The 13,304-nt window shown below is 53.6% G+C and carries 14 protein-coding genes; 1 reads left to right on the forward strand and 13 read right to left on the reverse strand.

Annotation, left to right across the window (positions count from 1 at the left end; translation table 11 throughout):
• Positions 1 to 39: 39 nt before the first annotated feature.
• The 13 genes from EKM95_RS00165 to EKM95_RS00225 all read right to left on the reverse strand — a co-directional run bounded on the left by EKM95_RS00165 (position 40) and on the right by EKM95_RS00225 (position 11,932).
• Positions 40 to 705: an amino acid ABC transporter permease gene (locus EKM95_RS00165; protein ID WP_125695810.1), complete on the reverse strand. Its 666-nt coding sequence runs from the start codon at positions 703 to 705 to the stop codon at positions 40 to 42.
• Between the two features lie 15 nt (positions 706 to 720).
• Complete coding sequence (locus EKM95_RS00170) at positions 721 to 1,365, reverse strand: amino acid ABC transporter permease (RefSeq protein ID WP_125695811.1); 645 nt, start codon at positions 1,363 to 1,365, stop codon at positions 721 to 723.
• A complete protein-coding gene (locus tag EKM95_RS00175) occupies positions 1,365 to 2,186 on the reverse strand; it encodes a glutamate ABC transporter substrate-binding protein (protein ID WP_125695812.1) in 822 nt (273 codons plus the stop codon). Before EKM95_RS00175 ends, EKM95_RS00170 begins: the two co-directional genes overlap by 1 nt.
• A gap of 12 nt (positions 2,187 to 2,198) precedes the next feature.
• Entirely contained in the window at positions 2,199 to 2,936 is a 738-nt protein-coding gene (locus EKM95_RS00180; RefSeq protein ID WP_125695813.1) for an amino acid ABC transporter ATP-binding protein, read from the reverse strand.
• A 161-nt stretch (positions 2,937 to 3,097) separates the two neighbouring features.
• The gene (locus EKM95_RS00185; protein WP_125695814.1) at positions 3,098 to 3,913 is read right to left on the reverse strand and encodes a DUF6681 family protein; all 816 of its coding nucleotides are present in this window, start codon (positions 3,911 to 3,913) and stop codon (positions 3,098 to 3,100) included.
• A gap of 18 nt (positions 3,914 to 3,931) precedes the next feature.
• Positions 3,932 to 4,399 (reverse strand): hypothetical protein, encoded by a 468-nt coding sequence (locus tag EKM95_RS00190; protein WP_125695815.1) that lies wholly within the window; start codon positions 4,397 to 4,399, stop codon positions 3,932 to 3,934.
• A 108-nt stretch (positions 4,400 to 4,507) separates the two neighbouring features.
• A complete protein-coding gene (locus EKM95_RS00195; protein WP_125695816.1) occupies positions 4,508 to 4,948 on the reverse strand; it encodes a Fur family transcriptional regulator in 441 nt (146 codons plus the stop codon).
• 127 nt (positions 4,949 to 5,075) lie between these two features.
• Positions 5,076 to 5,657 (reverse strand): guanylate kinase, encoded by a 582-nt coding sequence (locus tag EKM95_RS00200; RefSeq protein ID WP_225423085.1) that lies wholly within the window; start codon positions 5,655 to 5,657, stop codon positions 5,076 to 5,078.
• A 187-nt stretch (positions 5,658 to 5,844) separates the two neighbouring features.
• A complete protein-coding gene (locus EKM95_RS00205) occupies positions 5,845 to 7,044 on the reverse strand; it encodes a C40 family peptidase (protein WP_125695818.1) in 1,200 nt (399 codons plus the stop codon).
• A gap of 179 nt (positions 7,045 to 7,223) precedes the next feature.
• The gene (locus EKM95_RS00210; RefSeq protein WP_125695819.1) at positions 7,224 to 7,652 is read right to left on the reverse strand and encodes a hypothetical protein; all 429 of its coding nucleotides are present in this window, start codon (positions 7,650 to 7,652) and stop codon (positions 7,224 to 7,226) included.
• Between the two features lie 24 nt (positions 7,653 to 7,676).
• Positions 7,677 to 8,915, reverse strand: coding sequence for a CHAP domain-containing protein (locus EKM95_RS00215; protein ID WP_125695820.1), 1,239 nt, complete (start codon positions 8,913 to 8,915; stop codon positions 7,677 to 7,679).
• A 412-nt stretch (positions 8,916 to 9,327) separates the two neighbouring features.
• A complete protein-coding gene (gene tyrS, locus EKM95_RS00220; RefSeq protein ID WP_125695821.1) occupies positions 9,328 to 10,584 on the reverse strand; it encodes a tyrosine--tRNA ligase in 1,257 nt (418 codons plus the stop codon).
• A gap of 1,012 nt (positions 10,585 to 11,596) precedes the next feature.
• Entirely contained in the window at positions 11,597 to 11,932 is a 336-nt protein-coding gene (locus tag EKM95_RS00225; protein WP_125695822.1) for an ArsR/SmtB family transcription factor, read from the reverse strand.
• Positions 11,933 to 12,298: 366 nt separating this feature from the next.
• On the opposite strand from EKM95_RS00225, the gene EKM95_RS00230 reads away from it, so the two are divergent.
• The gene (locus EKM95_RS00230; protein ID WP_125695823.1) at positions 12,299 to 13,234 is read left to right on the forward strand and encodes an FAD:protein FMN transferase; all 936 of its coding nucleotides are present in this window, start codon (positions 12,299 to 12,301) and stop codon (positions 13,232 to 13,234) included.
• The last annotated feature ends 70 nt before the right edge of the window (positions 13,235 to 13,304 follow it).

The following is a 13,304-nucleotide window of genomic DNA, read 5'->3' on the forward strand; positions in this document are numbered from 1 at the left end:
CGCATCATTGTACTTGCGCGCTCGTGAGCCAAATGTCCGTTACGCCCGCGTCCGACTCATGCGGCGGTCGATGACCCGCGAGATCAAAGACAGCGCATAGTTGAACACAAAATACAGCACCGCCAGCGCCACGAACATCGGAATCGTGTAGTTGACGTTTTGCCCGTAAATGATCTGCGCGTGATAGGTCAATTCCGGCAACAAAATGATCGTCGCCAAACTTGTATCCTTGACCAGCGAAATGAACTGGCTGACCAGGGCTGGAATCATCGCCTTGAAAGCTTGCGGCAAGATCACGACGGTCATGGCCTGCACATAGGTCAAGCCATTGCTGCGGGCGGCCTCCATTTGACCGACTGGCACCGCGTTGATCCCGCTTCGGATGATCTCCGCGAGCATCGCCGATTCAAACACCGTCATCGCCACGATCGACGCCGGAATCACCGCCAGCCGCACGCCGATGTTCGGGAGCGCGAAGTAGGTGAAAAACAGAATCAGCAGAAGCGGCAGATTGCGAATCAAGTCGATAATAAAGCCGATGATCGCACTGAAGTATTTAATATTCACGTACCGCGCCACGCCCATCAGCGTGCCAATGATAAAACTAAAGAAGATCGAGACAACAGAGACCTCTGTTGTGATCCACAACCCCTCGAACAAATAGCGGAGGTTGATCGCAGAATACGCATCAATAAAGTTTTGCATCATGCACCCCTCCTATTAGGCTGTCTTCCATTTTTTCTCGAGAAACCGCATCAGATACGACAGCGGCATGGTGACGATCAGGTACAAGAGGCCGACCGCCAGATAAGTATCGAAGGTGTTGAAGGTCGAATTGGCAATGATCTTGCCCTGGTACATCAAGTCAAAGCCGGCCACGAACGCCAAGATCGAGCTATTTTTCACCAGGTTGATGAACTGGTTGCCCAGCGGGGGAATCACGATCTTGATCGCTTGCGGAAAAATAATGTGGAACATCGCTTGATAATAGGTCAACCCAACTGAGCGGGCGCCTTCCATCTGGCCAGAGGAAACGGATTGAATCCCCGAGCGAATGGTCTCGGCGATAAATGCACTGGTGTAGATCGTCAGGCCGATCGTGCCCGCGGTGAACCCGTCGACTTGGACGATGAACATCGGTACGATCACGTAAAAGCCCATCGTGATGACCAGAAGCGGAATGTTGCGGACGACCTCGACATAGGCGCGGCCAATCACGCGCACCCATTTGTGCTGCCCGATCTCCATCAGGGCAAACAAGGTGCCGAGCACGAGGCTGCCGATCAGCGCGATGAAACTCGCGCCGAGCGTGTACCCGAGGCCAGAAAACAGTTCTGAGGCGTGATCAAAAAGAATCGTGAACATCATTCCACCTCCTTGATATCAAAGCCTGGGATATCACCAAACCACTTGTTGACGAGTTTTTCATAGGTCCCGTTGGCACGCAGCGTCTTCAGCGCCTTGTTCAGCGCCTGCTGTAGCGCAGTCTGGCCCTTGTTGAGCGCAATCCCATAAGGTTCCTTGGTGAATGTGCCGCCGACAACGACGTAATTACTGTCCTGCTGGCTCATCCCGTAAAGAATCCCGTTATCAGTCGTCAGGGCATCCCCTTGGTGCGACTTGAGCGCGGTGAAGGCCTGCGCGTAATCCGAGAGCTGTAAAACAGTCGTCTGCGGCGCGGCCTTTTTGATGTTATCAACTGAGTTTGAGCCTTGGACCCCGATCACCTTGGTATCGGCGGTCAGGTCCTTGACACTTTTGATCTTGCTACCCTTGGCGACCAGTAGCGACTGGCCGGCGTTGAAATACGAATCGGTAAAATCGAGCACTTTTTCCCGGTCTGGGGTGATCGTCATGGTGGCGATCACGGCGTCTACGTTGCCGCCTTTAAGCATCGGCACCCGGGTATCAGAGGTGACTTGAACGAGCTGCGCCTTTCCCTTTTTCCCTAAGACTTGCTTGGTCAGGGCCTTGGCCATGTCAATGTCAAACCCTTCGATCTTGCCGGTTTTGACATTCATCAGCCCAAACAAGCGGGTGTCGGCTTTCACGCCCCAGACGAGCGTGTCTGTTTGCTTCGCGTGCGCCAACGCATCCCGGCTCGCCGCGTTTTGGCCGCAGCCGCTGAGCGCAAGCGCCACGAGCATGGTGGCAGCTAAGGCAAGCCACTTTTTCCATTTCTGCATGGCACTGCCCCCTTAATGATTGAGAATCTTGCTGATGAACTCCTGGGCCCGCGGTTCCTTCGGGTGATCGAAGAACCCGTTGACATCGCTGGCGTCCTCCAGAATCTGGCCGTCTGCCATAAAGACGATGCGGTCGCCCACGCGTCGAGCAAAGCCCATTTCGTGAGTGACGACGACCATCGTCATGCCTTCCTTGGCGATCGTCTGCATGACATCCAGCACATCCCCGATCATTTCGGGATCCAGCGCGGAAGTTGGTTCGTCGAACAAAATGGCGGCCGGCTTCATCGCCAGACTACGCGCAATGGCCACACGCTGTTTTTGGCCACCGGACAGCATCGCCGGATACTTTTTCGCCTGATCCTTGAGCCCGACCATGTCGAGCAAGTCGTAGGCCTCTTTTTCGACCTCGGCCTTGTCGCGCTTCAGGACCATTAATGGGCCGAGCGTGATGTTGTCCAAGATCGTCTTGTTGGCATAGAGATTAAAATGCTGGAAGACCATCCCCACATTTTTCCGAATCTTATTCATGTTGGTCTTTTTGTCGGCCAAGTCAAAATTGTTTACGATCAACTGGCCGGACGAGATCCGCTCGAGGCCGTTGATGGTCCGCAGCAGGGTACTTTTCCCTGAGCCTGACGGGCCAATGATCGTCACCACTTCACCGCGCTCAATGGTCAAATTGATATCCTTCAGCGCATGAAACTTCCCGTAATACTTCTCGACGTCATGAAACTCGATCATCGACATCCTGATCCCTCCTTGTTTGGTCAGTGTCATTCCTGATGAATACAAAAAGCCGCCACCAGCTGAACGTGGTGGCAGCTTTTCGCATCTCCACTAGAAAACACAGTGATTAGTTCTATTTAACCAGAAAACCACCCACAAATGCAAACGATCGCGTCGCAAAGTCACTCATTCTTCGCCGTATACGCGAGCTGGACGACTAGTTTATAGGGTGAACGCTTTGTGATAAGACCGCGCCTGCCAAGCTGTTTTTCCTCGCCGCCGGTCAAGAAAACATGCGCCAGCGCCAGTGAAAAATCTTTTTGCGCCGCCGCGACCGGCATCAGGCCGACCCGCTCGATCGTGGCCAATTCGCTGACCTGAAGCGCATTGAGTCCGCCAAGCACCACGAGCGTCGAGTCACGCGCCTGCAGGTCGAAAAATGGGAGTTCAAAGCCGCTGCCCAGTGCCTGAACCGGCTGTTTTGTCTCTTGGGCCACGCGCAGGATCATCGCGTCGTCGAGCCCCTGATAATTGAGGCTGAGGGAGCCTTGTTGCACCAAGGTGTCGACCAGCGCGGTCAGATTTTCGCGTTGCGCGGGACTGATGCTGACAGTGGCTGGCAAGAGCTTGTCACTGGCAAACAGGCCATTTGACGCGCCAAGCGGAGCCTGATGCTTGAGCTGATTCTCCGTTTCCTTGAGATGGGCCTTGTCGCCGCCAAGCAACTTCTCGACCTTGCGCGAAATGTCCCACGGCACTTGTTTATCGGTGAAATAATAAATGAAATTGATGATGATGAAATAAAACAGGACCAGAAAACTGATCAAAAAGACGATGCCATAAATGCGGTAATTCGCATAACGCAGATTCATGATCGCGACGACCAGCAAATAAAAGTTGGCCGCAAACGCCACGATGGTGAAGGCGCGGCCTTTCGCTTTATCTTGAATATTAAAATAGCCCAACAAGCGATTAAGCAGATCCAATAATGTTAGCACTGGCCACGTCTCCCTTCGTTACTCGCCATCTGTGGTCGCCTCATCCGTGCTGCTGGCAGCGCTCGAGTCACTGCTACTGCTCGTGGCGGCGCTACTGCTCTCGCTGCTGGTGTCCTCGTCACGACTACTGGTGCTGGCGTCCTTGTCCTTTGTCGACGAGCTGCTGCTGGCCTTCTCCGCGCTGGAACTGCTGGCGCTAGTAGTATCGCGACTGCTGGACGTCGCGTTTGTGCTGTCGCTGGACGCACTGCTCGACTCGCTGCTGCTTGACGATGAGCTGTCATCCGTTGGCGGTTTTGGCTTACTACTCGTGCTCGAAAGGCTCTCACTCGCTTTTTGCCGCGAGATCGACAAACTTTGCGACTCGGCCGACTTGGGCTGACTCGATGGGTTGACCGAGACGTTGATGATGTTATACCCAGATATCAGAATAATGATAGAAACGATCGCAGCCGGTGATATCAACGGCGGTGTCCGATAAGCCATCTCCAGGCCTCCTTTGGCAAACTTTATTTCTAGTGTACCTTAATTCGCATCAGATGCTGGTTAAGAATATAAAAAAGGCGCGCAACTCTGCGCGCAGAATACATCTATTTATTTTGTGGCCGCCATTTTCGCCGCACAATCCGCGCAGATGCCATAAAGCTCGAAATTGTGACTGGAGATCTTGGCGCCAGGCACCTGATCCTCAAAGTAGTCCAGCGGGCACATCTGAAGCTCCTGCACGCGATGGCAATTCGTACAGATGAAGTGGTGATGATGCGGGTGATTGAAGTCACACTGCAGCTTGATGATCGCCTGCTCATTTTCCACATCGGATTCGAGGATTCCAAGCTTCTGGAACTCTTTCACATTGCGATAGATCGTGTCATGCGAGAGGCCTGGATACCGGCTACGCATGTACTGATCCACGCTGGTCACCTTGACGTAGCTTTCTTCGTGCTTGGCCAAATAATCCACCATGTCACGCCGCTGCTTGGTCACCCGCAGCCCATTGTCCTTCATCCGCGCGATTGCGATCGTTGCCTGATCCATCATGTGCCTCCTTGCCGAAAAATCATCATTACGATTAACAGCTACAGATTAGCACACAAAATCAGCGTGTTCAAGGCGTTTCTTTCAGCCATTACGATTTAGGCAGCGCCGGTCTAGACGCCGCGAGTCAGTCCCGCAACCCCACCGCACGCAAGGCACAATCCTTGATATAGGCATCGATGTGACGCTTGGCCGTCTCCCAATCGTCATTGATGATCACTGTCGACAGGTCGCCCAGCTCAGCCGGCAGCGTCAGGTCGCGCGTGTACTCCGGACTCGCGAGCCGTTTTGCCACCATCTCAGGGTCGTCGCCGCGATTGAGCAGGCGCGCCTTTAAAATCGATGGGTCCTTGATCGTCAAGTAGAGAATCGAGATCTTGTCACCCAACTCCTTGGCATACGTGATCGCGCCTTTGGTGTCCAGCACGATGCTGCAAAAATTCGCCTTCGCCCAGGCCTTATTCAGCGATTCATACGACGAGCCGTATTCATACCCCGCATACGTCACATGCTCGATAAAATGCTTGGTGGCAAAAGTCTCCGGCGTCTCAAAATAATAATCCACGCCGTTTTGCTCGCCGGGGCGCGGCGGCCGCGTGGTGTGCGTCATCACCCGGCGAATGCGATACTGTTCTGTCAAATAGCTGCTGACCGTGGTCTTGCCCGTCCCAGTCGCGCCGGTGATCACGATCAATTTATTATGTTTCAACGCGGATCCCTCCAAGCACTTTTCTACATTGTACCAAATGCGCTGCGTCGCGGCGAAAAACGGTTGCATTTTTCGTGCGCCAAGGAGAATACGTCCGCGCGCCACTATTTATATAGAAGAAAAAAAGTCGACCTCGAATCAGCGGGGTCGACAGGGAGTGATGCAAATTCTTGTTCTCGTTTATTGCTTACAGACGCCGGCCGAAGCTCGGGCTGAAGTAAGAGATGCTTTGGATGGAAACGCTCTGGCCTGGTGCTGGTGCATGAATGTAGCGACCGCCGCCAATGTAGATACCGACGTGATAGGCGCTGCCAACCCCGCCCCAGAAGACAAGATCGCCAACCTGTAAGTTGCTCAGGGAAACGTAGGTGCCAACTGTGCTTTGCGCCATGGATGTCCGTGGAAGTGAGACACCTGCAGCACGCTCAACATACTGAACAAAACCGGAGCAATCGAACCCAGCAGGAGTAGATCCGCCATAGACATAAGGGACACCAAGATAATTTTCCGCAATGCCAACGATGCCGGTCGCGTTGCTGCTAGCCTTTGGCGTGGTCGTCGCGGTGCTCTTCTTAGAGACGGTGACGGTCTGAGTCGCAGCCTTGACCGGGGTGTTCGTCGCGGTCTGGACCATCTTGGCCTTGGCTGCTTCTGTCTCCTTGGCTGCCTTCAGCGTTGCCGCTGCGGCGGTCGCACTGTTCAGCTTGTTTTGCAACGCGACAAGTTCGGTCTTGTGCGCGTTGTATTCCTTGGTCAGGGCCGCCTGCGACTTCACTGCGGCTTTCTTCAAGGTCACGAGCTGCTTTTGATCTTGAACCAGCTTGTCTTGCTTGGCGACCAGCTGCGTCTTTTTCGTCTGCTGGTCCTTGCGAATGTCGCTAAGCTTGGTCTTTGCGGCTTCCACAGAGTTCATGGCGTCTTTGTTTGCCTGATCGAGCTTGTTGACGGTCAAGGTGCGGTCAACAAGGTCGGAAAGGTTCGTCGAGTTGAGCAGGAAATCGAAATAAACGTTGCCCGTCACGCTGTCCCCTGCCTTTTTCTGCAAGGAGATCAGCTGCTTTTTGAGCACCTTTTTGCGTGAGGTCAATTCAGAACTCGCCTGGGCGATCTTGCCATCATAGGCCTTGATCGTCTTGCTGGTCGCCGTGATCTGCGTGCGGGTGCTGGCGATCGCAACGATCTTATCGGAGACATCGTTGTTCAGCTTGTCGACTTTGCCGGTCGCGACCTGGATCTTGGCCAGCAGTTGTGCACTTTCACTTTGATTGGCAGAAACAGCGGCGCGCGCATCCGAGACGTCATCGGCGGATACGACTTGGCCTTCCCCAACACCGGCGGCGATCATTGTCGCAGCGGCGAAAACAGTCAGTACTTTCGAGAACTTCATTTATCCACTCACTCCCCAGTGATTCATTAACTACGAGGATAGCAGATGCCCGTTACATTTGCGTTACAAACGTGTTAACATCGCGCGACGGTCTGCGGTTTCTCATAACAGACGTCATATTTAGATGCGTTTTCATGGCGCCATTAAAAAAAGCCGCCCGATTGCGGCGACTTCGGTGATCAATCCGTTGATTCGATGATCGGCGTCACCGCGACAGACAGCTGAAACTGCTCCGTTTCGTCCATCACCGAGATGATGAAATGGTCATCCGCCAGCCAGTTGACGGTCAGATTGTCCCCTGTCTCATCATCCAGCGCATGTAGGTCCGCCTGTTTGGCCATCAGGACCTGCATCACCTCATCCGTCAGCGCATGCAGATCTGCCAGCGGTGACGCGGCGAGACCTGCGATCACCTGACTGAGGGCCTGGCGAATCGCTTTTTCAAAATCCAGCGGTTCATCATCGAGTCCACTGTGAAAAACTGTCAACGAGACATCTTGAAACATCGCACCGACTACCGCATAGCGCATCTTATCGCCCCATTCGCCTTGATAAACAAAGTATACCATCTTCCCTGTTGGAATATGAAAAAGAAGACGCGATGTCATCTCGCGTCTTCTTGAAAGAGTTGCTTAGTGGTGAATGTAGGTGTAGCTTGTCGCATTGCTGATCGTCTGAGTATTCGGGCCAGCTGGATTGGAGAAGCCCATGCCGCCTTGGTTAAAGGTCACACTGTTACCGGAAACGCCAGTCACATAAGCCACATGTCCATAGCTTGGGTCTGCCGTCCAATTGCCAACGCTTTGGCCTGGAAGAAAGACGATGATCGAGCCAACTTCAGGGGTGTGGTCGACATCAAAGCCCGCCGCCTGAGCAGAGGCACCCCACTGGCCACCATTGCCCCACATGTTGCCAGCCCACGGTGCAACACTCTTCACATACCAGGTGCACTGACCCCATGCATAGCTGTTGCCGCTGTCACCAGCGTCGTGCGTGGCGCCATTGCTCGAGTTGTTTTGATTTGTTGTTGTCGTCGTGGTCGGCGTTGCAACTGTAGCCGCCTTCTTCGTGACAACGGTGGTGCTTGCAAGCTTGGCAAGGCGTGCCTGACGCGCAGCCGCCTGAGCCTGTTCAAGAGCCTTGGTGTAAGCTGCTGCTTCAGCTGCTTGGGCCTTGGCAAAAGTGGCCTGCAGTTTCACCAACGTCGAGCGGTTTGCTTTGATCTTTTTGTTCAAAGCAGATTGCTCAGCCTTGGCCTCTTTTTGAAGGGAAACCAAGTTGGCTTTGTCGGAAACGAGCTTGTCTTTGCTGTCGACCAAGCTTGTCTTCTTGTCTTCCTGGTTCTTCTGCAAACCGGCCAGCTTGTTTTTCGCGCTGACAACTGAATCCATGGCGTCTTTGTTCGCTTGGTTCAGCTTATTCACGGTGAAGGAGCGGGAAACAAGGTCGGAAAGGCTCTGGGAGTTCAGCACGAAATCGACATAAACATTGCCGGTCACACTGTCGCCCGCTTGCTTCTGCAAGGACTTGAGCTGTTTTTTCATGACATTGTCGCGCGCCTTGACTTCGGCTTTGGCCTCATTGATCTGGCCGCCAAGCTTGGTGATGGTCTTGGTCGTGTCATCGATCTTGTCTTGTGTCGCGGTGATCGACTTATTTTTTGCGGTGATATCGTTATTCAGTTTAATGACCTTACTGTTGGCCGTCGAAATCTGGTCAAGCAGCAATTCGGTCTTCGTTTTATTAGCCGTAATGGCGTTTTGCGCGTCGGATGAGGCACTGGCGGAAACAGGGGTTGCCCCAACAGCTCCTGCAGAGGCAAGAATGAACCCCGCGGCCAGAATACCAGTTAGTAATTGATGTGCTTTCATCACACGTCCACCTACACTTTCGATTTACTCAACGAGAGCTAGTGTACAGTTGGTGTGTTACGAGAGCATTACAAGGCAATTACCATGCGGCAACAATTCGTTTCCGCTGTCACAAACTTTTGTCACAGTCCGCAATATGACGCCTTTTAGCTAACTTAGTGAGTCATCTTGCGATAAGTTTTAATTTGTAATTATCAAAAGGTTTCCCTGTGTAGTCCGGGGATGCGATGGTCCTCATGAAATAGTCACTGTGAGAATAAGCAGTGGCTGTTTGACCGCCTTAACCAAAACTTTGTATTTGGTCATTGTTTGTTACTTAACAACCAGGCCTCTGCTGTCTACACAAGTCGTCCGCAACGAAAAAAACGCATCCCGTTTTGGCAGCGAGATGCGTCCCTATTTTCAACAAATGTTAGTCAGTCACATTGACCAGGAAGTATTTCTTCTTCCCGCGCCGGACAATCACATATTTGCCGTCAAAATGACTCGCCGGATCGATCACCGCGTCAAGGTCCTGTTCGCGCTGGCCATTGACCGTGATGGCGCCATTTTGCACGTCTTCGCGGGCCTGACGCCGCGATGGCTCGATGCCCGTCGTATCGACCAGCCAGGTGATGATGTTTTCAGCGACAGCCGGCGACGACTTTTGTGGCACCTGGGAAAAGCCCTGCTTGATCTCCTCTGCAGTCAGGTCCTGAACATCGCCGGAAAACAGCGCGGCGGAGATCGCCTCGGCCTGCTTGACCGCCTCTTCGCCATGAACGAAGGTGGTGACTTCCTCGGCCAGGCGCCGCTGTGCTTCCCGCTTTTCCGGATGCGCCTGCATGGCTTCGACCAGTTCTGCGATCTCGTCTTGCGACAGGAAGGTGAAAAACTTGAGGAATTTTTCCACATCGGCATCGTCTTGGTTGAACCAGAACTGGTAGAACTCATACGGCGAGGTCTTCTCTGGATCCAGCCAAACAGCGCCACCAGCGGATTTGCCAAACTTGGTGCCATCGGACTTGAGCATCAGCGGGTTGGTCAACCCGTAAACTTTGGCATCCGCGCCTTCGATCTTATGAATCAGATCGATGCCAGCGGTGATATTGCCCCACTGGTCGGCGCCGCCCAGCTGCACCTGCACGTCCTCGTTTTGATAGAGCTTGAGGAAATCCACCGACTGAAGGATCTGGTACGTGAATTCGGTGAAGGAGATTCCACTTTCAAGCCGACTGGCGACAACTTCCTTGGCCAGCATTTGGTTGACCGGGAATAATTTGCCGTAATCGCGCAGAAAATCCAGCAATGAGATCTTGGACAGCCAACTGTAATTGTCGACGATCTCAAAGTTGTCGCGGCCAAACATTCGCTCCATTTGTGCCGTCAGCTTCTTGGCATTATTTTGAATCGTTTCCATCGACTGCAGCACACGCTCGGAATTGCGACCGCTGGGATCCCCAATCGAGCCGGTCCCACTTCCAATCAGGATCACCGGCTTGTGCCCCATCAGCTGAAAACGTTTGAGCATCATAAACGGAATCAGATGCCCGACATGAAGCGAGTCGCCGGTCGGATCGGTTCCGACATAGATGCCGACATGTTTTTCCGTCGTTAATTTGCGAAGCCCTTCCTCATCTGTCATCTGATTCAGCGCACCGCGCCAGGCGAGTTCATCTAAGATATTCATGCTTTCCTCCATTTTTCGTGTCATTGGCCGAAAAAAAGTCCCTGCTTGCAATTTGCAAACAGGGACGAGTCATCGCGGTACCACCCTTGTTATGGCCGAGGCCATCACTTGTCGATGCATAGCGGCATCACCCGCGATCAAAATGACTGAGCGTAATTTCGCGTATTGTTGCGGGATCGGCTCACAGCGACTGCCGACTCTCTGGGACCGCGCAACAAAGCTACTGAACTCTTTCGGTCGAATTATTAATGTCAGTTTAGCATAGCACTGCGGCAAAGAAAAGAGCGGGCCTAGAATCGGCAACAGGCAAGCACCAGTCTTTTTCCCCGGCGTCTTTCCTTCCAATCGACACGGAAAGACGCCGGCTATACTCGCCTCGGTCCCTCTTTACATTTCAAATCGTATTTGCCAGGCGAAATGTGTTCTTTATTGAACAATCGATTTAACCAGATTCAGGAGGTAATTCCGCCGCCGCAAAGATGAGTTTGTGGAAGCAGATAGCCTATATTACCGCCGTCATAATGCGGGTTTTCTAGAAACGTCTCGAAGAATCATTTACGTATATTGTACACATTTTTTACAACCTAAAATGTTGACGTATTCGCTTACCAGGGTTATTATAATCGTGACACTGAGAGGCGTGGAGGAGCTGGCCACGAGTTCTCTCCCAGCGTCGGTCAGTCCGGCGGGAACCAACCCGCGACCCACCCCGAGCGACGCAATGACGGTTACCTGCAGTAAGGGGGTAACCCAAAGGGCTTAAACGGACCCGGTACTGGGAAGTACCGGAAAAATGTACCACCTGCATTTCAAACTGAATAAGTTCCCTAACACCGACGGGAGGAATCTCGAAAATGAAGAGGGAAAGGGATCCAACCTAAAATTTGGCAGGCCGGAGCACGCTTCGGCCTGTTTGCTGTGCCCTCAATAAGAAAAGACCCCAGGAACGTTCAGGCGCTGCGACATTGCGCCACCTGAACGTTCCTGGGGTCTTTACGACTATATCAATTATTCACAGTCCCTGACTCTGTCGGCGCAGTGCCCGGGTCAGGCGCTCGAGACGGGCGATCGTATCGTCGAGTGTCAAATAATAGTAGACAACATTGCCCACCTGCCGAGAATCCACCATGCCGATGTCGCGCAAGGTCTTGAGATGATGCGACGTGGCCGGCTGAGACAGGCCAATTTTCTCCGCGAGGTCGTTGACCTTGATGCCGCGATCTCCGGAGACTTCCCCAAGTAACATGATCAGCTTCTGCCGATTGGCGTTCGACAACGCGTTCAGATGACCGATGTCGAGCTTGAATTCATTCAATGCCTCTTGCTGCGCTGCAGAATACTCCGTCATGATGACGCCTCCCCAAAGTTTCGGTGCTGAAACAGCCTGTGCGTTGTCGGGCTCTGGTGCGCATCGCCGAGACAGCTAGGTACGCCCATCACTCGGTGGCAAGATGCGCCACCAAGCGCTGGGCTAGCCTACCTGCTCGGCCATGGTCGCGCACCTTCGCACCCAGATGTCGGGCTCTGGTGCGCATCGTCGAAACAGTTAGGTACGCCCATCACTCGCTGGCAAGATGCGCGGGCTAGCCTACCTGCTTGACCATGACCGCGCGCCTCCGCACCCAGATGCAGGTCCATTGTTGCCGCAACGCGAAAAAACGCTTACACTAGATGTACAGGTTCAGTATAACACTGATCAAAGGAAGGTATTCTCATGAGTGAATATGTCTCGTTCAAAGCACTTGGCGCGACCAACGACTTGACGATCTATGGCGGCGGCACCCCGGAAACATTTGACCACAGCATCGCGCTGGTCTCAGCCTATTCCCGCCTCTTATCCTTTTATGATAAAGACTCCATCATTAGCCAGATCAATCAAAATGCTGGCGTGGCGCCGGTGACAATCGAGGTGCGCCCAGTTTTCAACCTGATCGCACGGGCCGTGGCCTGGAGCAAGCGCGGCGCGGGGTACAATGCGCTGATCGGGCCGCTGGTCGCCTTGTGGCATATCGGCTTCGATGACGCCGAAGTGCCTGACGAAGCGGCCATTCAGGAAAAATTGCGGCTGTGTGACCCAGATCTGGTGGCGCTTGACGGCGAGAACCAGACCGTTTTTCTCACCCGCGCCGGCATGGAACTGGATCTGGGCGGCATCGCCAAGGGATTCATCCTCGATGAGCTCAAGCGGCTATGGGCCAAGGAAGGCGTCACCGGTGGGCGGATCAATTTGGCCGGCAACGAGGTGTTGTTCCGCAATAGCGCCTCGAACATTCCGCTGTGGCAAGAGCCCATCGCTGATCCGCGCGACCCAGACGCTTTGCCGATCGCGACCTTGACCACGGCGCCAAACGCAGTGGTCACCACCGGCATCTTTTTCCGCCACTTCGATAAAAATGGCCAGATGTATCACCACTTGCTGGATCCAAAGACCGGCCGGCCCGTCGACTCCGACATGGCCAGCATCACCGTTGTCGCCGACTCCGCGGAAACCGCCGATGTGCTCTCCTCAGTCGGCTTTTACCAAGGCCTGCCGGGTGGCCTGGACTTCATCGAAAACGAAGGCGCAGAGGCGATCTTCATCACAAAGGATATCCGCATGACCCAAACCAGTGGCCTGCGCGAGACCCTCCTGCCGACCATGGGCAACTGAGCGAAAAAAATGGCGCAGTCCTGATCATGAACGCACAAAAACGGCGTCGAGGCTACATGCCCCGGCGCCA

The sequence above is a fragment of the Lacticaseibacillus yichunensis genome, from assembly GCF_003946405.1.
Classification (GTDB): domain Bacteria; phylum Bacillota; class Bacilli; order Lactobacillales; family Lactobacillaceae; genus Lacticaseibacillus; species Lacticaseibacillus yichunensis.